The sequence below is a fragment of the Glutamicibacter sp. NPDC087583 genome, from assembly GCF_044743685.1.
Classification (GTDB): Bacteria; Actinomycetota; Actinomycetes; order Actinomycetales; family Micrococcaceae; genus Glutamicibacter.
The window spans coordinates 410,611-436,245 of the sequence record NZ_JBIUWY010000002.1 but is presented as its reverse complement, the minus strand read 5'-3'; the positions used below and the strand labels follow the sequence as shown (position 1 = coordinate 436,245).

Here is a 25,635-nt window from a genome sequence, read left to right as displayed (position 1 = left end):
TGAAGAAATGATTCATACTGACTACGATCCCGAATTCGATTTCCGGGATCTGCCTAAAGTTTCGCTCCATGACCACCTCGACGGTGGTTTGCGCCCTCAGACGATCATCGAGCTGGCCGCCGAGATTGGACACGAGCTGCCAGAGACCGAAGCAGAAGCTTTGGGCGAATGGTTCCGTGAATCAGCCGACTCCGGCTCGCTGCCACGCTACCTGGAAACCTTCGAGCACACCGTCGCGGTCATGCAGACCCGAGATGCGCTGATCCGCGTTGCCCGCGAATTCGTAGAGGACCTCGCTGAAGACGGTGTCATCTACGGCGAAGTCCGCTATGCACCAGAGCAGCACCGCCGCGAAGGCTTGAGCCTGGACGACGTCGTCGACGCCATCCAGGAAGGCCTGGACCAGGCCTGCGAGCAGCTCAACGCCGAGGGCCACCCGATGCAGATCGGCCAGATCGTTACCGCCATGCGCCACAGCGACCAAGGCGTGGAAATCGCCAAGCTGGCCCTGCGCCACCGTGGTCGTGGCGTCGTCGGTTTCGATATCGCCGGTGCTGAAGATGGCTTCCCGCCCTCAGTGATGAAGGAAGCTTTCGACCTGCTGGCCGAGAATCTCTTCCCAACCACCGTGCACGCTGGCGAAGCAGCCGGCCTGGATTCCATCAAGGAAGCCATCCTGATCGGCCGCGCCCAGCGCCTGGGCCACGGAGTCCGCGTAGCCGAGGACATCGAGATCGAGTTCGGAGCTATCGACGAGAACGGCGAAGAACTCAGCGACGATACCGGCCTGGTATCGCTGGGCCCGGTAGCGAACTGGGTCCGCGAACGCGGCATCCCGCTGGAAGTCTGCCCGTCCTCGAACCTGCAGACCGGTGCTACCTCCAAATTCGGCGAAGGCATCGGGAACCACCCGATCGACCTGCTGGTCCAGACCGGTTTCAATGTCACCATCTCGCCGGATAACCGCCTGATGTCCGGCACCACCTTGTCCGATGAGTTCGAATTGCTGGTAGAAGCCTTCGACTACGACTTGGAAGATCTGCTGGATCTGACGCTGAACGCCGCCGAAGCTGCCTTCGTCCCGCTGGAAATGCGCGAGCTGCTCGTTGAGTACATCAACGACTACTACGACAACCTGCTGGACGACGAGGACTACGACGAAGACGAATACGAAAACGTCGCCGACTAGTTCCAGGACCCAGCCGCCAGGCAACCACCGAAGCCGCCCCTTGCCCAAGCAAGGGGCGGCTTCGCTGGTTCCAAGGGCACGTGGTTCCTAGAACGGGTACTGCTTCTTGGTGGACTGCACGCCGACCCAGTGATCGGTGGTGAATTCCTCGATAGCCCACTCGCCGTTGAAACGGCCCAGACCCGAATTCTTCTCGCCACCGAACATCACATGCGGTTCATCATTGACGGTGATGTCATTGACATGAGTCATCCCGGCCTTGATGCCGCGGGCAAAGGCGACGCCCTTCTCCAGGTTTTGCGTGAAAACGGCCGAGGACAAGCCGAATTCGGTGTCGTTGGCCAGTTCCAGCGCATGCTCTTCGGAGTCGGCCTTGGCGATGCCCACGACCGGGCCGAAGATCTCCTCGCGGAACAGTTCCATGCCGCTGGTGACATCTGCGAAGACGTGGGGAGAGACCACACGGCCTGTGATCGAACCTGCCAGGACTTCGCGGGCGCCCTGGCCACGTGCGGTCTTGATCTTGCCGCTCACCGACGCCAACTGCGCATCATTGATGATCGGTCCCACGAGGTTGGCTGGATCGGCGGCATCGCCATAGCCGAGCTTGCCGACCTGCTCGATGAACTTCTCGATGAAGGCCTCGTAGACCGGAGCCTGGACGATGATGCGGTTGATGGCCATGCAGATCTGCCCCTGGTGCAAGAACTTGCCCAGGGTCGCGGCCTTGGCTGCTTCGTCAAGATCAGCGTCTTCGAGCACGACGAATGGCGCGTTGCCGCCAAGCTCCAGCGACACGCGTTTCATGTGCTCGCCGCTGACCGCGATTTTCCCGACGTTCTTGCCCACCGGAGTCGAACCGGTGAACGAAACCAGCGACGGGGTCCGATGCGCCACGAAGTAATCGCCGATTTCCGAACCGGACCCAACCACTGCGTTCAGCACGCCATCTGGCAGGCCAGCCTCGGCGAAAGCCTTGGCCAGGACCAAGGCTCCCACCAGCGGGGTATCCGAGGCGGGTTTGAGCACCACCGCATTGCCCAGGGCCAGGGCGGGCGCTACGGACCGGGCCGACAGCAGCAGCGGGAAGTTCCACGGGCTGATGACGCCCACCACGCCGACTGGTTCGCGGTAGACCCGGTTCTCCTTGCCCTCGGCATTGGAGGGCAGGATCTTGCCGTGCACCCGGGTGGGGAAGGTGGCTGCTTCGCGGATGGCAGCGATGGTGCCGCCCAGTTCGATGTTCGCCTTCAACTGCGTGGAACCGGACTCGGCGGTCAACAGCGCCAGGATGCCCTCGAAGTTCGACTGCAGGTAGTCGGCGGCCTGGTTCAGGACCTTCGAGCGCTTGCCGGGGGAGATCGCCGCCCAGCCTGGCTGCGCAGCGGCGGCAGCGCCATAGGCGTCGTCGACGTCTTGGGTCGAGGCCTGGCGGATCTCGGCCAGGAGCGAGTCATCGAAAGGGTTGGCAGTGCGCAGGATGCGCTCGGAGCGCCCCTCAACCCACTGGCCGCCGATGAAGAGTTTGGCTGGAAGCTGATCCAGGAATTCCAGCTGGGCGGTGTCTTGGACGGTCATTGGCAATCCTTCGCGTCGTCGGGATGAACTACGGCCATGCTAGCCCGAATGGGCAGCAATGGGCAGCAATGGGCAGCTCCTTGGCCGCAGGCTGAAAGCCCGCTTCGATAGCATGTTCCTATGCCGGAGAACAGAACGCAGCTAGAGCAGCTCAACGCCACCGTACGGACCCTTCGCAGCAGATGCGCCTGGACTGGCGCGCTGACTCACGAGTCGCTGCGCACCTACCTCATTGAGGAAAGCTATGAAGTGCTGGACGCCATCGCTGAACGGAACCCGGATCTGTTGAAGGAGGAGCTGGGGGACTTGTTCTTCCAGATCCTGCTGCATTCGCTGATCGCCGAGGAGCAAGACCATTTCGGCCTGGAAGATGTCGCCGAAACGCTGAATGCGAAGCTATTGCGCCGCAACCGGCATATTTTCGACGAGCAGGGCCAGGTCCGCCAGGACGTCATCACGGATGTGGATGAGATTATCCGCGTGTGGGATGCGGCGAAGCAGGCCGAACGCGCCGGCCAGCCGAAGAAGCGGAAGAACGCGGGACTGCCCGCTGGGCTGCCGTCCCTGGCGCTCGCGCAGAAATTGCTTGATCGCCATGCCAGAGCAGGATCGGCACAGCCCGCGGCCGGGCTAGTCACCGAGCAGGTTCGTGAGCGAATCGTCGACGAGTTCTCCCTGGCCAAGGAATTAATGGCCCTGTCAGCGAGGGCCGAGGAGCTGGGCCTGGATGCCGAATCGGTGCTGCGCGCGGCCCTGGGCCAGCAATACGGCGCGGAAACTGGCGCAACAACATCGCCCAAATCACCTTCGAAGCGCTAGGCTAGAGACAGGCAATGGCGCCGACGGTCTTATCAGCGACCGCTGGTTGACCTGCCCCAAGACCACCCCTTTTCTACAAGGAGTCCATACTCATGGCATTGATTGACGCCATTCACGCGCGCGAAATCCTTGATTCCCGCGGCAATCCGACCGTCGAGGTCGAGGTCCTGCTATCCGACGGCTCGCATGGCCGTGCTGCTGTTCCTTCCGGTGCATCCACCGGCGCTTTCGAAGCAGCTGAGCGTCGCGACGGCGACAAAGACCGGTACCTCGGCAAGGGCGTACTGGGTGCTGTAGAGTCCGTCATCGACGAAATCGCCGACGAGCTGGAGGGCCTTGACGCCACCGACCAGCGCGCCATCGATGCCACCATGATCGAACTGGACGGCACTGCCAACAAGTCCAAGCTGGGTGCAAACGCCATCCTCGGCGTCTCCCTGGCAGTGGCCAACGCCGCTGCAGTGAGCGCCAACCTGCCACTGTTCAAGTACCTGGGCGGCCCTAACGCGCACGTACTGCCAGTGCCACTGATGAACATCCTCAACGGCGGCTCCCACGCCGACTCCGACGTGGACATCCAGGAATTCATGATCGCCCCGCTCGGCGCGCCGACCTTCTCCGAGGGCCTGCGCTGGGGCGTCGAGGTCTACCACAACCTCAAGTCCGTGCTGAAGGAGAAGAACCTCTCCACCGGCCTGGGCGACGAGGGCGGTTTCGCTCCGAACCTGCCAAGCAACCGCGCGGCTCTGGAACTGATCACCGAAGCGATCAAGCGCGCTGGCTACACCCCGGGCGAAGACATCGCCCTGGCGCTGGATGTCGCTTCCTCCGAGTTCTACGAGAACGGCGCTTACCAGTTCGAGGGCCAGGCGCTCTCCGCCCAGGAAATGAGCGACTACTACGCTGGCCTGGTGGCCGACTTCCCATTGGTTTCGATCGAGGATCCACTGGATGAAGACGACTGGGATGGCTGGAAGACCCTGACCGACGCCATTGGCGACAAGGTGCAGCTGGTAGGCGACGACCTGTTCGTCACCAACCCGCAGCGCCTGGCCGACGGCATCGCCAAGGGCACCGCCAACTCGCTGCTGGTGAAGGTCAACCAGATCGGCACCCTGACCGAAACCATCGATGCAGTGACCATGGCGCAGCGTGCCGGGTACACCACCATCACCTCGCACCGTTCGGGTGAAACCGAAGATGTCACCATCGCTGACATCTGCGTGGCAACCAACGCCGGGCAGATCAAGACCGGTGCACCAGCTCGCTCCGAGCGCGTAGCCAAGTACAACCAACTGCTGCGTATCGAAGAAGACCTGGGCGCCTCGGCGGTCTACGCTGGCCGTAGCGCGTTCCCGCGTTTCAACAGCTAATTTTCAGTAATAGCGAATAAGCTCGTCGGTAGTGGATACCGGCGGGCTTTTCGTTATTTAATGGAATTATCTTGCCAAGTCCACGGCAACACCGCAAGAAAAGCACCACGGGAATTGGGGGAGTATGGCTCAGCGACCACCGCGAATGCCTCGCCGTAATACTCCGGATCCGGCCGAAGAAGCCGTAATAACCCCGGTTGACCAGACGAAACATGACGGCGCAGGTTCCGAAGCTGAACCGCCTACCGACGCTCTGCGCATCGTCAGGCCACAAGCGCAGGCCAGGCAAATTCCTGCAACGCCGCGCCCACCGAAGGCCGCTCCCGCTGCGCAGAAGCCCAGAAGCGTTGCAGCACAGCCGAAATCGACGGCACGCCCAGCGTCAGATGCGTCACGTGAGCCGAAAAAATTTGCAGGAAATTACGCGCCGAAGCCGAAGGTGCCGCTGCGCGAACGTGCCAAGGAAAAGCAGAACGAACGCCGACGCGATGACCGGGTGAAGTTCTCTGCTGCCGTACGCCGCAAGCCGGGGCAGAAGCCGTCTGGCCAGAACCACGTCCCAGAGGGCGAACCCGTTGCTGCGCACCGGTTTTCCGGCCGTATCGCCGCCTTGATCGTGGTCCTGGCCTTCTTCGCAGTGATGCTCGTGCCCACGGTGAATTTCTACCGCACGCAGATGGCGGAGCTGAATGAGCTGAATGCCTCGATCGAAGCGCTGGAGACGCAGCGCGATGACCTCAAGGCAGAGATCGCGCGCTGGGATGACCCGCTGTACATCAAGCAGCAAGCACGCGAGCGGATAAACTTGGTAATGCCTGGTGAAAAGCTCTACATGGTGGTGGGTGAACGCCCTAAGGATGAAGAGACGCCCGCCGACGGCAACGGAAGCACCTTCGAGGTGCGCCAGGAACTTCCATGGGTTGATGCTCTGCTCGACTCCGTTCGACGTTCTGCCACTGACTAACCACTTTAAACACGAAGAGACTTATAACCGTGACTGAACAGCCAATCCGCGAAGCCCTTGACGCCGCCGGACGAGTACCCAGCGAAGCTGACCTCGACACCCTGTCCCGCCAGCTGAACCGCCCGGTGCGCGATGTGGTGGAGATCGGTGCGCGCTGCGTTTGCGGAAACCCTCTGGTAGCCACCACGGCACCGCGCCTTTCCTCGGGTATTCCCTTCCCCACCACCTACTACCTGGCGCACCCGGTGATCACTGCGGCAGTGTCGCGGTTGGAAGCTGCCGGGTTGATGAACGAGATGAATGACCGCCTGGGCGAGGACGCGCAGCTGGCGCAGGCATATATCGATGCCCACGAGTCGTACCTGGCCAACCGCGATGCGATTGGCCAGCGCTCGGGGACCGGGGCCGTTCCGGAAATCGCTGGGGTCTCCGCTGGCGGCATGCCGACCCGCGTCAAGTGCTTGCACGTGCTGGTAGGGCACTCGCTGGCTGCCGGCGAGGGCGTGAACCCGCTGGGTGATGAAGCGCTGGCTGGGATTGCCCAGTGGTGGACCAAGGACAAGTGCTACTGCGTGGGTGCTTGGGATACCGAATCCGAGGCCCCGAGCCGTGACCGCTCGCGCCACGTGAAGACCCAGGAACAGCAGGACCCAGCGGCCAAGCGCGCAGAACGCGCCCGGAAGCGTGCCGTGCGTGAATCCGCACAGGGCGCTGACCAGGATGATGCCTAATGCGCGTGGCCGGTATTGACTGCGGAACCAACTCCATCCGTCTGCTGATCGCGGACATCGGGGCCGATGGCCAGCTGGTCGACGTGCTGCGCACCATGCGCATCGTGCGCTTGGGCCAGGGCGTTGACGCTACCGGCGCTTTCGCTCCCGAGGCCTTGGAGCGCACCTTTGAAGCTGCTCGCGAGTACAAGAAGCTGTGCGATGAGCATGGGGTGGAAGCCATCCGTTTCGCAGCGACCTCGGCGGCCCGCGATGCATCGAATCGCGAGGTCTTCACCGAGCGGATCACCAAGATCCTGGGCGTCGCCCCGGAAGTGATCAGCGGTGAAGAAGAAGCCTCCCTGTCCTTTGCCGGTGCGGCTTCGGTTCGGGACGGGCAAAGCGGCAAGAGCCTGGTGATCGACCTCGGTGGTGGATCCACTGAATTCGTTCTCGGTGATGCCACCGGCCCGTTGGCAGCCAAGAGCCTGGACATGGGGTGTGTGCGCGTTACCGAACGGTTCCACCAAGCGGGAATGCGTTCGGACCAGGCCTTGGAATTCATGGACAGCACCTTGGAATCCTTGGCCGGATCGGTTGACGTTGCGCAGGTCGACGCGGTGATCATAGTTGCAGGCACTTTCACGACGCTCACCGCCCAGGCCCTGGGATTGAAGCAGTACGAGTCGGAAAAGATCCATGGGGCGCAGCTGAGCTTCGCCCAGATGCGCCAAGCCACCGCCAGCATGCTTTCCTACAGCCGGGAAGAGCGCGCGGCACTGGGCTTCATGCATCCGGGACGAGTTGATGTGATCCAAGCTGGCGCAGCCATTGTGCAACGCATCCTTCATTACCTTGAAAAGGCCAGCGGGAACCGCGAAATGGTTCTGATTGCTTCCGAACACGATATTCTCGACGGAATCGCGGCTTCAGCTGCCGCCGCCTGAACCTGTCACCCAGTCACCGACCCAAGGAGATGTCTTGAGCTCAGCTTTGCGTGCCAGGAAAAGAATGGGCTTCCTCAAGCTCGGCTCTCTGCTTGTCGCAGCGCTGTTGGCCTTCACCCTGCTCAGCGTGGGCGTACCTGCCCGCGCTGACAACATGCGTGAGTCCGAATACTGGCTCAAGTCGTTGGGCGTGGCCGAAGCGCACAAGACGTCAAAGGGCGAAGGCGTCAAAGTCGCGATCATTGATACCGGCATTGATACCGCGCATCCAGACTTGAAGGGTGCCGTGGTTGGCGGTGCTGATATGTCCGGCTCAGGCGGAGACAAGGGCAACAAGCCCATAGGCGTCATGAGCGAGCACGGCACCTTGGTGGCTACCTTGCTCGGCGGGCGCGGCAACAACAAGGGCGAAATCAAGCGGGTTAAATCCGAGAACGAGCGCTTGAAGGCCGCGTGGGAAAAGGCCAAGAAGACCGCCGAAGACGAAGACGAGGACATTCCCCAGGAACCTGAGTACGAAAAGGTGCCAAAGCTGAAGAGCGGCAAGGACGGCGTGCTCGGCGTCGCTCCGGCAGCAGACCTGCTGTCTGTGTCGCTGTGGATGGGCGAAGGCAACCCGGCGAAGATTCCAGTGGAAACCCAGATCCCCCGTGCCGTGAAATGGGCCGTGGATTCCGGGGCCAAGGTCATCAACATGTCTCTCGGTTCAACCAGCCCGGCATGGCCGGAAAGCTGGGATGACGCCTTCAAGTACGCAGAAGACCATGACGTGGTTATTGTTGCCGCTGCAGGCAACCGTTCGGGCGGCATGAGCCAGGTGGGCGCCCCGGCCACCATTCCGGGAGTGCTGACCGTGGCCGGCGTTGATGCCAGCGGCAAGGCTTCGCAGGATTCCTCGACCGAAGGCATTTCCATCGGCGTTGCAGCCCCTGCCGAGCAGTTGGTCGGCGGCTTGCCAGATGACGGCTACGCGCGCTGGTCCGGTACCTCAGGCGCGGCTCCTTTGGTGGCGGGCGTGGCCGCATTGATTCGTTCGGAATACCCGAACATGAAAGCTCCTGAGGTCATCAACCGCATCCTGAAGACCGCCAAGGACACCGGCACAGCCGGCGTGGACAACCTCTACGGCTACGGAATCATCGATGCGCAGGCGGCAGTGACGGCGAGCGTCCCCTCGGTATCCGAGAACCCGCTGGGCACGATCAGCGAGTGGATTCGCGTGCACCGCCGCGACACCCAGAAGACTGCTGATACCCCAGCTCCGGGCGTCTCGATGGAGAAATCGGACCTCAAGCAGGTCGCGGCGCCAGATCCGGTTCTTCCCGATGACTCGGCACCGGCGCTTCAGCCGTTGCTGATCGTCGGCGGGGGAGTGCTCTTGCTGCTGGTGATCATTGCAGGCATCGCCCAGACCCTGGTGCGTCGTCGACGCGAGAAGGCTGCGGCGCGGCTTGGTTCGGCTTCCTTGAGTTCATTGAAAGTCCCGGATCAAGCTGGCGGCCGGGATCTGTTCGACGAGATTCCCGAAGAAGAGAAGTAAATAGCGGACAAAGCGGGGTGGAAACTGAAGATCCACCCCGCTTTTTCGCGCCTTCCGATGCTTAATTCGACAGGTTGGTGCGAACCTCGGCAGCCGGAAACGCCCATGCCTGGCGACGACGTGACACACCGAACGGAAATAGTTAGTGAATGTTTTCACTAACTCGAAAAATCCGCGTAGAATCAACAGTATGTCGATCATCGAAACCTCCCAGAAGCGTCCGCGCATTCTTATCGTCGGCGGTGGCTACGTAGGCCTGTACGTCGCGATGAAGTTGCAGAAGAAGGTCAAGGCACACGGCGGCATCGTCACCGTTGTCGACCCGAACCCGTACATGACTTACCAGCCATTCCTGCCAGAAGTTGCCGGTGGCCAGATTGAACCACGCCACGTTGTGGTCTCGCACCGTCAGCACCTGAAGCACTCCGAGCTGGTCAACGGCCGCGTGCTGAGCATCGACCATGCCAACAAGAAGGCTGTCATTGCTCCGGTCAACGGCGAGCAGTTCGAGCTGGAATACACCGATGTCGTGATGTCCGCTGGTGCGGTCACCCGTACCTTCCCCATCGCTGGCCTGGCTGAAACCGGCATTGGCTTGAAGACCATCGAAGAGGCCGTCGCCCTGCGCAACAAGGTTGCCGAGCGCATCGAGTCCGCTTCGAACATGACTGATCCAGTTGCACGCAAGCGCGCCCTGACCTTCGTGGTCGTCGGCGGCGGCTTCGCCGGCATCGAGACCATCGCCGAGCTGGAAGACATGGCCCGTCACTTGATCGGCCTCAACGACCGCATCGATGCGAAGGAAGCACGCTTCGTCCTGATCGAGGCCATGGGCCGCATCATGCCAGAAGTCACCGCCGAGCAGGCGGAGTGGGTTGTCGATCACCTGCGCAGCCGCGGCATCGAGGTCTTGCTGAACACTTCGCTGAACAATGCCGAAGAAGGCAACCTGGAACTGATCAACATGGCCGACAAGTCCCCAGCGGGCGAGTTCGGTTCCGACACCTTGATCTGGACTGCTGGCGTCATGGCCAACCCGATGGTTCGCTCCACCGATTTCCCAATCGAGCAGCGCGGCCGCATCGAGACCCGCACGGACCTTCGTATCAAGGATGCCAACGGCGAACCTCTGGAAGGCGCCTGGGCAGCCGGCGATATCTCGGCAGTCAAGGACGTCACCGGCGGCCTGCCGGACGGCACCTGCGTTCCCAACGCACAGCACGCAGTGCGCCAGGCCAAGCTGTTGGCCAAGAACCTGTACGCTGCGCGCTACGGTGTTGGCACCATCAAGGAATACAAGCACTCCAACCTGGGCGCAGTTGCCGGCTTCGGCCGCAACAAGGGCGTTGCCAAGGTTGTTGGCATCAAGCTCAAGGGCTGGCCAGCATGGATGGCACACCGCGGCTACCACGGCATGGCCATGCCGACCTTCGAGCGCAAGTTCCGCGTCGTTGGCGACTGGCTGGTTGCACTGGTCTTCAAGCGCGATGCCCTGCAGCTGAACAACCTCGAAGCACCACGCACTGCTTTCGAAGAGTCGGCCAAGCCGAAGAAGTAGGCTTGAGCCGTAGTTGATCGACGATGATGCGAGGGGCCAAGCAATTGGCCCCTCGCGTACGTCAGCAAAGAAGGATTTTCTATTTGCTTTGCCGATCACGTAAAATTTGAGAGTCTTGCCCCTATGGTGGAATTGGCATACACGGCTGACTTAAAATCAGCTGCCGAAAGGCTTGTGGGTTCGAGTCCCACTGGGGGTACAGAATAAGGCCGTTGCTGTTCCGGATTTTCCGGTCAGCAGCGGTCTTTTCTTTTGCCAAAAGTGGGAGCGCATCCATCGTTCAACCCCAGGCATCGTGCATTCCACCAAAATCGGCTGCCAAGGCAACCTTGATGGTAGAACTTTCAAGAATATCGCTGACAGAGTAGTTTTTCTTCGGAAAAATGCCCTATATCATCCTTCCGACTGAGTGATTTCACAGCAATGCTCAATAGGATTAAGCAAAAGATCTTCAGCTAGCCACGTGCCGGCGCAATCGCAATCTATGGGGGAATGACATTGGGCAATCCAATTTTTGGTTCCAGCAGCCGCTCTGATGCTTGGGGAACCAAGCCTGGAAGTGCTGTTGGATTCCGTGACACCGCAAATATGAGCGCAGACCAGCTGCAGCAGATGTACCAGCAGCCTGCTGCAACCAGCGCCGACACCGGCCGCATGACCATCGGAACCACGATCAACAAGACCGTGCTCTGCCTGGCCTTGGTTGTTGTTGGCGCCGCGATTGGCTGGGGCATGCCGGCCCTCATGTTGCCAGGTGCCTTGGTTGGCTTTGTCCTCGGTCTGGTTAACGCTTTCAAGAAGCGCCCATCGCCTGTGCTCATCTTGCTGTATGCCGCAGCCCAGGGCCTGTTCCTTGGCGGTCTCTCCGGATTCCTTGAAAGCCGTCAAGGTATGCAGGGAATCGCTATCCAGGCTGTACTGGCTACCCTGTGTGTTGCCGGCGTAACCTTGGCGCTGTACCGCTCGGGCAAGTACCGCATGACTCCCAAGCTGAACAAGATGTTCATGATCGGCATGGTCGGTCTGATCGTCTTCTCGCTTCTCAACATGGTTCTGATGCTCACTGGCGTCATCGATGGCATGTTCGGCATGCGCCACGGCGTCCTCGGCCTGGTTATCGGTGTAGTTGCTGTACTGCTGGCAACTTACGCACTGGTTGCCGACTTCACCATGATCGAGGAACTGTCCAACCAGGGTGCTCCAGCCATCATGGCATGGCGCGGTGCCTTCGGCCTGACCATGACCCTGATCTGGCTGTACACCGAGATCCTGCGTATTCTCGCGATCCTGCGTGGCGACGACTAGCCGCAATAGCATAGCTCGCAAGGACCAGTGCCCATTTCGGGCACTGGTCCTTGTGCGTTAATCGCCTGTTCAAATATGAATTTTTATGATCGGCTGCAACCGCCTATGCCATGGAAAATGACAGCTGATTGGGCGCTCATGCGAAACCTTGGTTAGATTCTCCTGTAGCTATTCAGATACTCAACTCACAGCAGATTTGGCAGGAGGAACGCAATGGCAGTCGAGCAATCAGCGGGAAAAACGCCGGGGCTGGTGAAATCCTTGGGCAACTTGGATGCCCTGGCCCTAGGGTTCGGTGCAATGATCGGCTTCGGCTGGGTAGTGCTGACCGGTGGGTGGCTGGATAACGCCGGCACCATGGGCGCGGTACTGGCCATGCTCGTTGGCGGTGGCATCATGGCGGTCGTTGGCCTGACCTATGCCGAACTGACCGCGGCCATGCCGAAAGCCGGTGGCGAGCATAACTTCATCCTGCGCGCCTTGGGCGCCCGGCCTTCGTTTATCGGATCGTGGGCAATTACCGGCGGCTATGTCACGATTGTGGCTTTCGAGGCGGTTGCTTTGCCACGAACCGTGGAATACATCTTCCCGGGCATGAGCCAGATCCCCTTGTGGACGGTTGCCGGTTTTGAAGTAAACCTGACGTGGGCGTTGGTAGGCGTGCTTTCAGCGGTGGTGATCACCTTGATCAATATTCGCGGCGTGAAGCAAGCTGGCGTATTGCAGACCTTCGTGGTGCTCTTCCTGGTGGCAATCGGTGCCCTGATGATTGCCGGCGCCTTTGCCGGCGGCGAAGCCAAGAACATGGAACCTTTCTTCACCCCTGGAACCAGCGGGTTCTTTGCCGTGCTGGTGGCGGTGCCATTCCTGTTCATCGGTTTCGACGTGATTCCGCAGTCCGCTGAAGAAGTGAAGATTCCGGCCAAGCAAATTGGCAAGCTCGTAGTCGTCTCCGTAGTCTTGGCCACCATCTGGTACGTCATGGTTGTCCTGACCACAGCGTCAGCGATGCCAGCTGCGCAACTGGCCGGAGCTGACATTGCAACGGCGGATGCCTTCGGGGCCATGTTCGGTTCGGAGCTGATGGCCAAGGTGCTGATTGCCGGTGGCATCGCCGGCATCTTGACCTCATGGAACTCTCTACTGCTGGGAGCCTCCAGACTGGTCTACTCGCTGGCCCGAAGCGGCATGCTTCCTTCCTGGTTTGGCACATTGCATCCCGAATACCGCACGCCAGCCAACGCCCTGGTCTTCATCGGCGGAATCTCCATGCTAGCCCCATTCTTCGGCGCTGAAATGCTGGGGTGGCTCGTGGATTCGGGGGCGCCAAGCATCATCGTGGCCTACTTCCTGGTCTCGGTAACCTTCCTTGTGCTGCGCAAGCGCGAACCCATGATGGATCGTCCGCTGCGCGTTGGCGGCAACGGAATTGCTGGGACTATCATCGGCTGGACTTCAGTCCTGCTCACCGCTGCGCTCTTCAGCCTCTACATGCCCGGCATGCCGGCCTCGCTGAGCTGGGAACCGTGGGCCATCTTCGCCATTTGGTGGGCACTGGGGGCAATTTTCTTCTTCAAGGTACCCGCGGGCATCAAGCCCGGTGAAGACGCTGAGGAGAGGGTCCTTGAAGCGGTCATGCGCCGCCGGAGATAGCATGTGCGAATCGCCTGATGAGCCGTGTTTTCAAGTTGGCGTGAGCAATAAGAGGCAGCCTGTGCAATCTGGTTACCCTCGGCAAGGGCAAATAAACATATTGAATTAGATTTCTAGGACCAGTGCCCATATCGGGCACTGGTCCTTGGTTTTTGTCACAATTGAGACATGGATCAAGAAGCTGTCTGGCAAACGCGATAGCGTGGTTCCATGAAGAAGAGCCGGTTGGAACGTCTACGCCGTTTTCGTGTTTCACTTCCGAGTCAGCCGGCGGAAACTCCTGCCACACCAGGGCCAGATCTGACGGATTTCAAAAGCGCCGAGGATATGCCGTATGCCATGCGCATGGCAGCAGCGTGGGCTTGGCGTTTCCTGATCATCGTCGCAGCCTTGGGCGTGCTGGTGTGGGCGCTGTCAAAAGTCTCCTTGCTGGTCATCCCGGTTTTCATCGCAGCGCTGCTAGCAGGGCTGCTCTCACCGGTTGTGAATACGATGAACTCCAAGCTTGCTGTACCTCGCGGGTTGGCCGTCGGCATTACTCTCATCGGCTTCCTTGCGCTGGTCACCGCAGGGCTATCGGTAGCAGGGCAAAAACTTTCGGCCGGTTTTACCGCCCTGTGGACCCAAGCGCTTTCGGGCATCGAGCAGGTCCAGGACTGGCTGTTCAATGGCCCGCTCAAGCTGACCAACGACGACCTGCAGAAGGTGCTGGACGATACCCTCGTCCAGCTTCGCGGCAATGCCACCAACATCCTAAGTGAAGCAATCAGCTGGACTTCCGCGATCGGGCAGATCCTGACAGGCACATTGCTGGCCGTCTTCGCCTTGATTTTCCTGCTGCTTGACGGGCGCAAGATCGGTTTGTTCCTGGTGAATCTCTTGCCGCGCCGCGCCCGCCCGGCGATGGACGGCGCCTTGACCCGGGGCTGGGCCTCGCTGGTCACCTATGTGCGAGTCCAGATGATCGTTGCGCTGATCGACGCCATCGGCATCGGATTCGGTGCATTCTTCCTGGGCGTGCCACTTGCCATGCCACTGGGCGTCCTGGTCTTCATCGGCTCCTTCATCCCGATCGTCGGTGCACTGTTTACCGGTGCCCTGGCAGTTTTGCTCGCGTTGGTAGCCAATGGCTGGGTCAACGCATTGATCATGCTGGCCGTAGTGCTGCTGGTCCAGCAGGCGGAGTCCAACATCCTGCAGCCACTGATTATGGGCAAGGCAGTGAGCCTGCACCCGCTGGCAGTGGTCTTGTCAGTAACCGGCGGCACCATGCTTGCAGGCATTCCGGGTGCGCTATTCGCCGTACCGCTGCTGGCGGTGGTCAACGCGGTCGTGAAATACCTGTCGGGCCGAACCTGGGAAACCGACCAATTCGTGATTGAGCACTACGGAAACCAAGTAGTGGCGCAGAGCCCCAAGGCGAGCGACCCAGCGAAGGCCGACCCGCCGGCTGCAGCTGCAGGACCTGCCGCCGCACCAACAGCTTCGCCGGAAACCCGGCATCCTGAGTCCACAGCAGATGAGGAATAATCCATGAGCACCGAACCTACATTGCCGGTTACGCTGGCTGATATCGAAGCCGCAGCTGAAGTACTCAAACCGGTTATTGCCCGCACCCCGGTGGAGCATTCCCGTGTTTTGTCCCAGCATGTTGGCGCCGAAGTTTTCCTCAAATGCGAGAACATGCAGCGCGCCGGATCCTTCAAGGTCCGCGGTGCCTATGTACGCATGTCCAAGCTCAGCGACGACGAGAAGGCCCGAGGCGTGGTCGCCGCGTCGGCAGGCAACCACGCGCAGGGCGTTGCCCAGGCCGCCAGCCACCTCGGAATCAAGGCGCGCATCTACATGCCCCGGGGCGTCGCCTTGCCGAAACTGACCGCGACGCGTGATCATGGTGCAGAAGTCGTGCTTTTCGGTGACACCGTGGATGAAGCGCTGGCCGAGGCGCAGCGTTTTGCCGACGAGTCCGGGGCAGTCTTCGTGCATCCTTTCGACCACCCGGACATCATTGCCGGCCAAGGCACCATCGGCTTGGAACTGCTCGAACAGCTTCCTGAGGTGGACACCGTGCTGATGGGTGTTGGCGGCGGTGGACTGCTGGCCGGCGTCGCCATCGCGCTGAAGGCCAAGGCCCGCGAACTGGGCCGCGAGATCAAGGTGGTGGGTGTCCAGGCGGAGAACGCCGCGGCCTACCCGCCATCCCTGGCCGCTGACGCGTTGGTCCCGCTGGATAACGTGCACACCATTGCCGACGGCATCGCTGTAGGCAAGCCAGGGCAGCTGCCTTTCGCGATCATCAAGGAATTAGTTGATGACGTGGTGACGGTATCGGAAGATACGCTCGCACGAGCTCTGGTGGTGCTCCTGGAGCGCAACAAGCTCGTGGTGGAACCAGCCGGTGCGGTGGGCGTCGCGGCACTGCTGGAGAACAAGCTGGAAGCGCACGGGATCAATCCGGCAACCACCGCGGTAATCCTTTCTGGCGGCAACATCGATCCGCTGCTGATGCTCAAGGTGATCCAGCGTGGCCTGTCAGCGGCCGGCCGCTTCTTGACCATACGCATGATGCTTCCAGACCGCCCCGGCTCGCTCGCGCAGATCTCCAACATCATCGCCGAATCGGATGCGAATGTCACCCGTCTGGACCACACCCGTATCGGTGGTTCGCTGTCCATGGGCGATGTCGCGATCACCATCGACCTGGAAACCAAGGGCCATGAGCATTCCAAGACGGTGCTCAATAACCTGCGCGCCGAAGGCTTCGACCCGCAGATCACCAATACTGCCGGCGGTTCAGTCGCCTAGCGCATAAGCAGCAAAGTCCGAAGGCCGCCAACCCAGATGGGTTGGCGGCCTTCGGACTTTGCATTGCAGCCTAGTTGCTAGGACTGGTAAGGCTTTGCAGAGATGATCTCAACCTTGATGTCGCGGCCGTTTGGAGCCAAGTACGACAGCTTGTCGCCGACCTTTGCGCCGTGCACGGCAACGCCAATAGGGGACTGCTCGGAGTAGACCTCGAGGTCGGTGTCGCCGGCAACTTCGCGGGAGCCGAACAGGAAGGTGGTCTCGTCGCCAGCGATATTGGCGACAACCAGCATGCCTGGCTCAACAACACCGTCATCGGCAGGAGCATCGCCTACATCGGCGCGGCGCAGCAGATCCTTCAGGTAGAGGATGCGCGCTTCGGCCTTGCCCTGCTCTTCACGGGCGGCGTGGTAACCGCCGTTCTCCTTCAGGTCACCTTCCGAACGTGCCTGCTCGATACGGGCAACGATCTCGGCACGTCCCGGGCCTGAGAGGAAAGTCAGTTCGTCCTGGAGCCGATCGTAGGCTTCCTGAGTCAGCCAAACGACAGGTTCGTTGCTGTTGGTGCTCACGTTGTACTTCCTTTGGTCAGTTAGGACTTCGCTTGGCCTTGGGACCGATAAGTGGTCCTAAAGCCGAAAGCCACCGAAACGGTGGCGTCGACGAAGTCGGATTCGGTACGGATCTGAGGGCTCACACGTTATGGGCGATGCAAGCAAAGACCCCGCCAGGCTCATGTCCTAGTACTCAGCTAGAACCATGCGCCGATGCGGGGCGAAACGTATCTTTTCAACGATAGTAGTCGCCAAAACGATTTAAGCCCAATAGATTCAGCTATTAGGGGATGAAGAAGCTGAAATATTAACCCTTGTATTCCTGCGGAACCTCGTAGCAGGACTCCACGCCAGCGGTGGTCGCCAGGTTGTCGGTGTGCAGGTCAATCTCCAGGCGTTGGGTGATGTGCCCGGTAGCTTCTCCAGGATCAAGCAAAATGGTGTCGTATCCGACGATGGCCTTGGATTCGTTCATCGCACGAATATCGCACTGCACGCGGTGCTTGGTGTTGTATTCGACTGCGACAATGGCCTTGGCCTTCGTTGCGGAAATGACCTCGAACTCGATGTCCTGCGCGCTGATGGCGCTGTAGTTGTTGAAGCCGACATAGGCGGCCCCCGCAACGCCGACGGAGAGCGCGGCAGCAATTAGCCAGTTACGCGTTTTCCTGGGAAGACTGCGTTTCTTGGGGTTGTTGTAGCGAGCCGTTAAGCTTGGATCAGACATTATTTGCCTTGCACCACTCTCTTGCCTGGCGGCATTTGAACTGGGAATGCCGTACGTTGGTTCCTTACTCAAGTTTACCGTCTTTCAGCATGGGGGAATAACCGGTGGTCGGCTGTGAGTTGTTATGGATGACGGACAGATTCGAAGCTTCGGGCCGTCCAAAAACGTGGCATAAGGAAAGAAGATAAGTGGAGATTCACGACGTGAAGAAAATTGCTCCTTCGCAGGGTCTGCGGCTCATGGCTATTCACGCGCACCCGGACGACGAATCTTCAAAGGGTGCTGCAACGATGGCTGCCTATGTTGATGCTGGCGCCGAAGTGATGGTCGTTTCCTGCACCGGCGGTGAGCGCGGGGATATCCTCAACGCCGCCGCCGGCGAACTCGCCCATGCGCACCGCGACCTGGCGGGCGTCCGGCGCACCGAGATGGCCGAGGCCGCTGCAGTGCTGGGCGTCAAGCACCGCTGGCTGGGCTATGTGGACTCCGGCTTGCCGGAAGGGGATCCGCTGCCGGAGCTGCCCTTTGGCGCCTTCGCCTTGCAGCCAGTAGAAATCGCTGCTGCCGGCATCATCAAGCTGATCCGTGAATTCCGTCCCCACGTCATCACGACCTATGACGAAAACGGCGGGTACCCCCACCCGGACCACATCCACTGCCATAAGGTTTCAACCTTTGCCTTTGAGCACGCGGCTAATCCGCAGATGTACCCGGAACTGGGTGCGCCGTGGTCGGTGAGCAAGTTGTACTACGACCGTGCTTTCGCACCGGATCGTTTCCGCACCTTGCACTACGCGATGCTGGAAGCAGGTTACGAGTCCCCCTACACCGAGCGCGTTGCGCTGTGGGAAGCGGACGAGGAAAACCAGATGTTCAAGTGGGTTTCCCCACACACCACGACCACCCAGATCAACTGCGCGGATTTCTTCTCGCAGCGCGATCAGGCGTTGCTGGCCCACAGAACCCAGATCGACCCGGAAGGTTTCTTCTTCGCCGTACCGGAACACGTCTACGCGGAGCACTGGCCGTGGGAAGACTACACGCTGATTTCCTCCAAGGTAGCTACCGAGTTGCCCGAGACCGACCTGTTTGCCGGACTAAGATAGTACTAAGCGCTTTCCAGTACTAGAAAAGAGTTGTCTTTACATCGTGAATACGATCTTCGAATCCCTGGCTCTGACTTCCTCGACCCTCGGTGTCGGTACGGAGACCAGCAGCGAATACGGTCCAGGATTCCTTGGGTTCATTTTCACCGCAGCCTTGGTGGTTGCCGTGATCTTCCTGATTCGCGACATGGTCCGTCGAGTGCGCCGCGTGCGCTACACCTCGGAAGCCGAGGCAAAGCAGCAGGAAATGGTGGCCAAGGGAGAAGAGCGCAAGCTTCAGGAATCCGAAGAGCCGCACGACCCGAAGACCGACGAACAGCAGTAGGCGCTTTGTGAGCTGCGCGATAGCATGATTGCGTGGCTCAACGACTCGCTGGCTCATCCAGCCAATACCTCAGACAGCATTCGCACCAACTTGTCGACTGGTTCCCCTATGGGGACGAAGCCTTCGAACAGGCCCGGTTACGCGACGTACCGGTCATGCTTTCCATCGGCTACGCTGCCTGCCATTGGTGCCACGTGATGAGCCACGAGTCTTTCGACGATCCTGAAATCGCGGCGCTGCTGAACGAAAACTTCGTAGCTATCAAGGTGGACCGCGAAGAGCATCCGCTCGTGGACGACACCTACATGCTGGCTACCCAGGCGCTCACCGGTGCCGGTGGTTGGCCGATGACGATTTTCGCCCTTCCTGACGGGCGTACCGCGCATGCCGGCACGTACTATCCGAAGACGCCCCGTGGCAAGACTCCGAGCTTCCGCCAAGTGCTCAACGCCGTCCACGAGGCCTGGGATACCAAGCGCGATTCGCTGGAAGAGCAGGCCCAGATGCTCGCCACGCATTTGGCCGAACTCGGAAGCCGCCAGAGCTCGCTGTTGTCGCTGCAGTCGCAGCAACCAGCAGAGCAGGCCTTCGGCGCAGCACTTGATCGATGGGTTGCCGCCACCAAACCAGAAGGCGGCTTCACCCCGGCGCCTAAATTCCCGCCGACCTGGGCTCTGAAGACACTGTGGCGTGCAGTGGTCACCACCCCGGACCGCGCTGCCGAGGCCTTCGCCGCAGCGGCCACCCATCTCGAAGCGATGTTCCTTGGCGGCCTGCAGGATCATGTTGATGGCGGTTTCGCCCGTTACTGCGTTGATGAGAACTGGTCGGTCCCGCACTTCGAGAAGATGCTCTACGACAATGCCGGCCTGCTTTCACTGGCGGCTCGCACCAGTGTCCTGGCGGCAGAATTCGCCCGCAAGTCCGAAGGGGAGATAGCCCAGCGCGCGCAGAATCTCGCCTGGCTCGCCCAGCGCAGCGCCCAAGGCATTATCGACTTCCTCAGCGAGGAACTGCTCACCGCATCTTCGGCCGCTCCAGCTTTCGCGGCTTCCCTTGATGCCGATTCATCCCGTGATGGCCAGCAGATCGAGGGCGCGTACTACACCTTTAGCCGCGAGGAAATCGCACTGGTCACCGGCCCTTTGATTCAGCGGCTGCCCAAGGGGCTGTTGCGTTTCGCGCCGGTGGCCGAGGACCCGCAGAACTTCTGCTTCTCGCTGTTGAGGGTTCCTGAAACGAACGAAATCGGTGTTCTCCATGAACTGCGGGATGCAATGCGCACGCTGCGCCGCTCGCGAATTATGCCGGTCCGCGATGAGAAGGTGATCGCCGGTTGGAACGGGCTGGCCATCGAAGCCTTGTCTGAAGCCGCGCTGCTCTTGGACCAGCCAGAAGCCTTGGCGCTCGCCGAGAAGGCAGCAACCTCGGTGTGGACGATGCAGTGGGATGAGAATGCCGGACGGCTGGCTCGCGTGAGCTTCGCCAATCGTGCTGAGCACGGCAATGAAGGCACCTTGCAGGACTATGCCGCCCTGGCCCTGGGATTCTTGGCGTTGGGCCAAGCCAGCGGGCACAAGCAGTGGGCTGAGCGTGCCAGTCGCTTACTGGGACGCGCTGCCGACTTCGTAGACCCGGAAACCGGGGTGCCGCGTGACGCGGTCCAAGCCGATGCGCGCATCGCAGCCCAGCGCAGCAACATTGCTGCCGTCACGGTGCTTGATGATGCGTTGCCGGCCTCGGGTGCGCTCTACGCCAAGGCGCTGGCGATGCATGCCCTGCAGTCCATGGCGGCGGGAGACTACACCGAGGCAGATGCGGCGGACTTGGAAAGCGCCCGCGTACTTTCTGCCCACGCCCTGGCTTTGGCCAGCGACGCGCCAACACAGGTAGCGACCGCCTTGGAAGTGCAGTGCATAGTTTCCAGCCCGGTCCAGTATCTTGCGCTGTCGCAGTGGGATTCGGCAGAAGCCAAGCGCGTGCGTTCGGTGGCGTTGAGCCTCGGATTGAATGTGCGCCACGATCCGTCGCTACCTGGTGCGGCCCAGACCGTCCAGATCCAGCCTTGCCGCGAAGAGCTTTGCCAGATGCCTGTAGCCGGGATGGACGGATTGTTCTCGCTGTTCGCTTCCGGAAAGGGTGCCTGAGCCCGGGAGAATGTGTCCATCGTGGACGCGGTGAAGCGGGCAGATACCCATGCTGGGCGATAAATAGCGGTAGATTTAGAACCTAGAGTTTTTGGAATCTATCGAAAGGCAGGGACAAGGTGCAGCTTCCGAACCTTGCGTACCGTTACTACGAACGGCGCTTGGCGAAGTCCCTCCCTGCCGACAAGCTTCCGCACCATATTGGCGTGATGGTCGATGGCAACCGCCGGTGGGCCAAGCTGGCCGGCACCCCCACCATGGCAGGCCACCAGGCCGGTGCGGACAAGATCCTGGAATTCCTCGATTGGTGCGAGGACCTGAACATCCAGATGGTTACCTTGTACATGCTCTCCACCGACAACCTCAATCGAGAAGCCAGCGAGTTGCGCGACCTCTTGGAAGTTATCGGCACAACCCTGGACCGTCTGGGAGAGACCAACCGGGTCAAGGTCCAGCAGGTGGGAGCCAAGGACCTGCTGCCTGAAGACCTGGCGCAGAAGCTTGCCGCGCTGGAAACCGTTACCGCCAACCGCACAGGCGTTCATGTGAATGTGGCCATCGGCTACGGCGGACGCCGTGAAATCCTTGATGCTTTCAAGTCGCTGCTTTGCAAGGCCGCCGAGGATGGACGCACGGTCGAGGAACTTGCCGCTGGACTGTCCACTGAAGACATCGAATCGGCACTGTACACCAAGGGCCAGCCAGACCCGGATTTGGTGATCCGCACCAGCGGGGAACAGCGTCTCTCCGGCTTCTTGACCTGGCAAAGCGCCTACTCGGAGTTCTACTTCTGCGAGGCATTGTGGCCGGATTTCCGCCGCGTGGATTTCCTGCGTGCGTTGCGCGACTTCGCTGATCGCCAGCGCCGCTTCGGCACCTGAGCCCCGAATGGTGCACCCGGCTCAGCTGTTCAGCTAATCGTTACCTGAACGTAGTCCCCAGGTAGCGCTTCAAGGTCTATGGTGATCATAAGGCCGGGGCAACAAGACCCAGCTGATCGAAGGGTTCCTCACTAGATGACCAAATGCAGCGCCAGCCGGAGCAATTGCCGGAATCGCCTTGGACATCCGGTGTCGGGATTCCCCACTTACGCGTGGGGAGAGTCCCCACGCCGGATTCGAGAATGGGTGCGCTGCCATGACACGAACAGCCGAACAGGGTGTACGAACCTACGTCATTGATACTTCGGTCTTGCTTTCTGACCCGAAAGCCATGTTCCACTTCGATGAGCACCATGTCGTGATCCCGCTGACTGTCGTCACCGAGCTGGAACATAAGCGCAAGGATCCTGATCTGGGCTTCTTTGCACGCCATGCCTTGCGTGTGCTTGACGAGCTGATTGCCAGCCATGGGGGATTAGCCCAAGCGGTGCCCGTGTCCAAAACTGGTGGAACACTGCGCATTGAACTGAACAACATCGCCCCGGAAGTCCTGCCGGTAGGCATGCGCTCAGGCGATAACGATTCACGCATCCTGGCTGTCGCCAAGCACCTGCTGGATGCTGGCCTCGACGTTGCGCTGGTCACCAAGGACCTGCCGATGCGCATCAAGGCCTCTGCCATGGGCATCCATGCCGAGGTGTACCGCAATGAGCTGATCGCCTCGACCGGGTGGACCGGCATACAGCAGCTGGAACTGGGCGAAGAGACCATGGCCAAGCTCTACGAACATGAACAGCTTCTGAACCACCCTGCGGTCGCCGATGAACCGATCAACACCGGGTTCGTCATCACATCCCCGCGCGGAAGCGCCCTGGGCCGCAAGGTTGATGCGAACACCTTGAAGCTGGTGCGCGGCGACCAGCAGGCCTTCGGATTGCATGGACGCAGTGCAGAGCAGCGCATCGCCTTGGACCTGCTGATGGATCCATCCGTGGGCATCGTCTCCCTGGGCGGCAACGCCGGAACCGGTAAATCGGCGTTGGCCCTGTGCGCCGGAATGGAAGCAGTGCTTGAACGCAGGGAACACCGCAAGATCACCGTGTTCCGTCCGCTCTATGCCGTGGGCGGCCAGGAACTAGGCTACCTGCCGGGCTCCGAGGGCGAAAAGATGGGACCTTGGGCCCAAGCGGTCTTCGATACCCTCGGCTCGATCGTGTCGAAGAATGCCATTGATGAAGTCGTCGAACGCGGGATGCTTGAAGTCCTGCCGCTGACCCACATCCGCGGGCGTTCGCTGCATGATTCCTTCGTCATTGTTGATGAAGCCCAGTCGCTGGAACGCAATGTTCTGCTCACGGTGCTATCGCGCATCGGGCAGAATTCCAAGGTGGTGCTCACCCATGACGTGGCTCAGCGCGATAACTTGCATGTAGGCCGCTACGACGGCGTCGCCGCGGTCGTGGAACAGCTCAAGGGACATGCCCTCTTCGGGCATGTGACCCTGACCCGTTCCGAGCGCTCTGCTATCGCCGCGCTAGTCACCAACCTGCTCGATTCGCCCACCTTGTCCTAGGATTGGCGCTCGCTGCGCAGCTCCCACGGAATCGGCGCCCGCACGTCGGTAAGCGTGGGAGCTGGGGCGGTGAACAAGGAATCGATGTAGTACTCGTTCTGGGCCAGGACCTGAAGCGACAGCTCCGGGGCCACAGGCATCCCGGCCTGGGCGGAGAGCACCCGGCGGCTCAGGCAGACGCCTGTTGCCAGATCCAGTACCACGAGGGTTCGTGTCCCGGCGGGAACGAGAGGACAGTTGGCCAGTGCGGGCTGGTAGTTGTGTCCCGCAGTGAGAACGGCGGCTAGAGCAGGCCGGTTGCCATGGGTGATCTCTGCGAGCTCGTGAATGTAGGTGGGGTGGTCGAAAGCGAGATCATGGGCGGCAGGCTCGGTGCCGGCAAGTTCCACCGGATCGAGCATTGGTTCCCAATGCTCCAAGGGCAGCAACCCATTGAAGCCAGAAATTTGTGGACGGCGCAAGATCAGGTGGTCTGAGGTATAAACCGGGGAGGTCAGCGAGGCCGGCAGCTTCCATGAGGAATTGGTGGCTGCGACGTAGCCTCGGCTCCGGTCTGCGGTGAACTTCTCCTTTTGGTACACCAGTTGCCCCTCGGCCGAGCGCACGGCTATGGCTTCTCGCTGGCGGAGGATGGCGGTCAGCTGGCCTTCCAGGCCTTCGTCCGGTTTGGCGTAATGCTCCGGGACCTGGACCTGGAACTGCAAGGAGGTGCTCAGCCATGGGGCGGACCGGGCCAAGGCACGGAAACGACGACGGGCCGCCGACTCAGGGGCGGATTGCCCGGGGAAAAGAACTGGAACTGCTGGAACGTCCATACTCCAATTGTAGAAGCGGCTGAATTATTCACAAGAGGAAGACCCCTCTGCCGAAGATCCAATGAGGTGCCTATGCTCTATGCATGTCAGAAATTTGGAACGTGGCACAGGAAAGCCCGACCACCGCAGCACTGGTTCTCCTCCAGCTAGCCTGCTTTCTTGGTTTCGGGTTCCTCCTGTCCAAGGAAGACATGGCAACGCATCGTTTGCCCAACCGGCTACTGGCTTACTGGTTGGCGGCCAGCATCGTGGTGATCGCGCCGCTGGGGATCTTCCGTTCTGATGGGCATGGGCTGCTGATGAGCCTTTTGGGGTTGCTGCTGCTTGGCGGAGGCTATCTGCTCCTCGCGCTGATTTCCGCTGGGGCAATGGGCATGGGCGATGTGAAGCTGGCCGGCGTGCTGGGGATGAATCTCGGATACTATTCCTTGCCCAGTTTGTTCTTCGCGACCTTGCTTGCCTTCCTGCTGGCCACCGGCTGGGTTATCGGGGGCGTGGCGGTGCGGAAATTGACGCTGAAATCAGCGGTCCCTTTCGGTCCCTTCATGCTCATTGGGTCTTTAGCAGTGCTGCTTATGGCACGATGAAATCATGGCAACTCCAGAATTCGTAACCCATCTTCGAGAACGCATCGGTCATGAACTGCTATGGCTCTCCGGGGTGAAAATAGTTGTCCTCCACGACAGCCGGGTGCTGTTGGTGCGACGTGCTGACAATGGCAAATGGACCCTGCCGGCAGGAATTATTGATCCAGGCGAAGAGCCTTCGCATACAGCACACCGCGAAGTGCTGGAAGAAACCGGCGTCGAATGCGAAATCACGGACCTGTTGGGGGTCGGGGTGACAGCTCCCACGGTGTATCCCAATGGGGATCACGCGCAGTACCTGGATGTAGTTTTCAAGGCTCGGCACCTTTCCGGCACGGCGAAGGTCAACGATGACGAGAATTTGGAAGTGGGGTACTTCGAACTGGCTGACCGGCCAGAACTCCCGCCGCTGCACGAACGGGCGCTGCAATGGGCACTGGACCCTCGGCCCGGTGGCTATTTCGCCAGTTGACGTTTTC

At 60.5% G+C, this 25,635-nt stretch carries 23 protein-coding genes and 1 tRNA gene; 20 read left to right on the top strand and 4 right to left on the bottom strand.

Features of this window, described 5'->3' with window-relative positions; all coding sequences use genetic code 11:
- The first annotated feature begins 7 nt into the window (after window positions 1–7).
- Complete coding sequence (locus tag ACIOU9_RS08185) at window positions 8–1,189, top strand: adenosine deaminase (RefSeq protein WP_105661700.1); 1,182 nt, start codon at window positions 8–10, stop codon at window positions 1,187–1,189.
- Between the two features lie 87 nt (window positions 1,190–1,276).
- Here ACIOU9_RS08185 and ACIOU9_RS08180 read toward each other — a convergent pair whose 3' ends face one another.
- On the bottom strand, window positions 1,277–2,767 hold the full coding sequence (locus tag ACIOU9_RS08180; protein ID WP_402696492.1) for an aldehyde dehydrogenase family protein: 1,491 nt from the start codon (window positions 2,765–2,767) through the stop codon (window positions 1,277–1,279).
- A 120-nt stretch (window positions 2,768–2,887) separates the two neighbouring features.
- On the opposite strand from ACIOU9_RS08180, the gene ACIOU9_RS08175 reads away from it, so the two are divergent.
- From ACIOU9_RS08175 to ilvA, 12 genes are all read left to right on the top strand, one after another.
- Entirely contained in the window at window positions 2,888–3,586 is a 699-nt protein-coding gene (locus tag ACIOU9_RS08175; protein ID WP_402696491.1) for a MazG nucleotide pyrophosphohydrolase domain-containing protein, read from the top strand.
- Between the two features lie 92 nt (window positions 3,587–3,678).
- Window positions 3,679–4,959, top strand: coding sequence for a phosphopyruvate hydratase (eno, locus tag ACIOU9_RS08170; RefSeq protein WP_105657437.1), 1,281 nt, complete (start codon window positions 3,679–3,681; stop codon window positions 4,957–4,959).
- A 124-nt stretch (window positions 4,960–5,083) separates the two neighbouring features.
- Entirely contained in the window at window positions 5,084–5,923 is an 840-nt protein-coding gene (locus ACIOU9_RS08165; protein WP_402696490.1) for a septum formation initiator family protein, read from the top strand.
- A gap of 29 nt (window positions 5,924–5,952) precedes the next feature.
- A complete protein-coding gene (locus tag ACIOU9_RS08160) occupies window positions 5,953–6,654 on the top strand; it encodes a DUF501 domain-containing protein (protein ID WP_332489194.1) in 702 nt (233 codons plus the stop codon).
- Complete coding sequence (locus ACIOU9_RS08155) at window positions 6,654–7,580, top strand: exopolyphosphatase (RefSeq protein ID WP_402696489.1); 927 nt, start codon at window positions 6,654–6,656, stop codon at window positions 7,578–7,580. The genes ACIOU9_RS08160 and ACIOU9_RS08155 overlap by 1 nt, the downstream gene beginning before the upstream one ends.
- A gap of 64 nt (window positions 7,581–7,644) precedes the next feature.
- The gene (locus ACIOU9_RS08150) at window positions 7,645–9,120 is read left to right on the top strand and encodes a S8 family serine peptidase (RefSeq protein WP_402696661.1); all 1,476 of its coding nucleotides are present in this window, start codon (window positions 7,645–7,647) and stop codon (window positions 9,118–9,120) included.
- A gap of 190 nt (window positions 9,121–9,310) precedes the next feature.
- On the top strand, window positions 9,311–10,678 hold the full coding sequence (locus ACIOU9_RS08145) for an NAD(P)/FAD-dependent oxidoreductase (protein WP_105657442.1): 1,368 nt from the start codon (window positions 9,311–9,313) through the stop codon (window positions 10,676–10,678).
- Between the two features lie 117 nt (window positions 10,679–10,795).
- Window positions 10,796–10,877, top strand: a tRNA-Leu gene (locus ACIOU9_RS08140).
- Window positions 10,878–11,266: 389 nt separating this feature from the next.
- Window positions 11,267–11,983 (top strand): Bax inhibitor-1/YccA family protein, encoded by a 717-nt coding sequence (locus tag ACIOU9_RS08135; protein ID WP_286134179.1) that lies wholly within the window; start codon window positions 11,267–11,269, stop codon window positions 11,981–11,983.
- Between the two features lie 213 nt (window positions 11,984–12,196).
- Window positions 12,197–13,636, top strand: a complete 1,440-nt coding sequence (locus tag ACIOU9_RS08130; protein ID WP_332594730.1) for an APC family permease — start codon at window positions 12,197–12,199, stop codon at window positions 13,634–13,636.
- A 339-nt stretch (window positions 13,637–13,975) separates the two neighbouring features.
- Window positions 13,976–15,166, top strand: coding sequence for an AI-2E family transporter (locus tag ACIOU9_RS08125; RefSeq protein ID WP_402696488.1), 1,191 nt, complete (start codon window positions 13,976–13,978; stop codon window positions 15,164–15,166).
- A 3-nt stretch (window positions 15,167–15,169) separates the two neighbouring features.
- Entirely contained in the window at window positions 15,170–16,441 is a 1,272-nt protein-coding gene (ilvA, locus tag ACIOU9_RS08120) for a threonine ammonia-lyase (protein ID WP_105657446.1), read from the top strand.
- A gap of 77 nt (window positions 16,442–16,518) precedes the next feature.
- On the opposite strand, the gene greA is transcribed toward ilvA, so the two are convergent.
- The gene (gene greA / locus ACIOU9_RS08115; RefSeq protein ID WP_105657447.1) at window positions 16,519–17,013 is read right to left on the bottom strand and encodes a transcription elongation factor GreA; all 495 of its coding nucleotides are present in this window, start codon (window positions 17,011–17,013) and stop codon (window positions 16,519–16,521) included.
- 289 nt (window positions 17,014–17,302) lie between these two features.
- On the bottom strand, window positions 17,303–17,722 hold the full coding sequence (locus tag ACIOU9_RS08110; RefSeq protein ID WP_105657448.1) for a DUF4307 domain-containing protein: 420 nt from the start codon (window positions 17,720–17,722) through the stop codon (window positions 17,303–17,305).
- Between the two features lie 239 nt (window positions 17,723–17,961).
- Between ACIOU9_RS08110 and mca the strand changes: the two genes are divergently transcribed.
- The 5 genes from mca (at window position 17,962) to ACIOU9_RS08085 (ending at window position 23,754) form a co-directional block, all read left to right on the top strand.
- On the top strand, window positions 17,962–18,828 hold the full coding sequence (gene mca, locus ACIOU9_RS08105; protein WP_105657493.1) for a mycothiol conjugate amidase Mca: 867 nt from the start codon (window positions 17,962–17,964) through the stop codon (window positions 18,826–18,828).
- Between the two features lie 43 nt (window positions 18,829–18,871).
- Window positions 18,872–19,153, top strand: a complete 282-nt coding sequence (locus tag ACIOU9_RS08100) for a hypothetical protein (protein WP_105657449.1) — start codon at window positions 18,872–18,874, stop codon at window positions 19,151–19,153.
- A 32-nt stretch (window positions 19,154–19,185) separates the two neighbouring features.
- The gene (locus tag ACIOU9_RS08095; protein ID WP_402696487.1) at window positions 19,186–21,300 is read left to right on the top strand and encodes a thioredoxin domain-containing protein; all 2,115 of its coding nucleotides are present in this window, start codon (window positions 19,186–19,188) and stop codon (window positions 21,298–21,300) included.
- A gap of 119 nt (window positions 21,301–21,419) precedes the next feature.
- Window positions 21,420–22,181: an isoprenyl transferase gene (locus tag ACIOU9_RS08090; protein ID WP_105661709.1), complete on the top strand. Its 762-nt coding sequence runs from the start codon at window positions 21,420–21,422 to the stop codon at window positions 22,179–22,181.
- A 256-nt stretch (window positions 22,182–22,437) separates the two neighbouring features.
- Window positions 22,438–23,754: a PhoH family protein gene (locus ACIOU9_RS08085; protein WP_105657452.1), complete on the top strand. Its 1,317-nt coding sequence runs from the start codon at window positions 22,438–22,440 to the stop codon at window positions 23,752–23,754.
- Here ACIOU9_RS08085 and ACIOU9_RS08080 read toward each other — a convergent pair.
- Window positions 23,751–24,569 (bottom strand): hypothetical protein, encoded by an 819-nt coding sequence (locus ACIOU9_RS08080; RefSeq protein WP_133833083.1) that lies wholly within the window; start codon window positions 24,567–24,569, stop codon window positions 23,751–23,753. The two genes, ACIOU9_RS08085 and ACIOU9_RS08080, sit on opposite strands and share 4 nt — an antisense overlap.
- Window positions 24,570–24,652: 83 nt before the next feature.
- On the opposite strand from ACIOU9_RS08080, the gene ACIOU9_RS08075 reads away from it, so the two are divergent.
- Both ACIOU9_RS08075 and ACIOU9_RS08070 read left to right on the top strand, forming a co-directional pair.
- The gene (locus tag ACIOU9_RS08075; protein ID WP_133833082.1) at window positions 24,653–25,156 is read left to right on the top strand and encodes an A24 family peptidase; all 504 of its coding nucleotides are present in this window, start codon (window positions 24,653–24,655) and stop codon (window positions 25,154–25,156) included.
- A 4-nt stretch (window positions 25,157–25,160) separates the two neighbouring features.
- Window positions 25,161–25,628: an NUDIX domain-containing protein gene (locus ACIOU9_RS08070; protein WP_105657455.1), complete on the top strand. Its 468-nt coding sequence runs from the start codon at window positions 25,161–25,163 to the stop codon at window positions 25,626–25,628.
- Window positions 25,629–25,635: the final 7 nt, after the last annotated feature.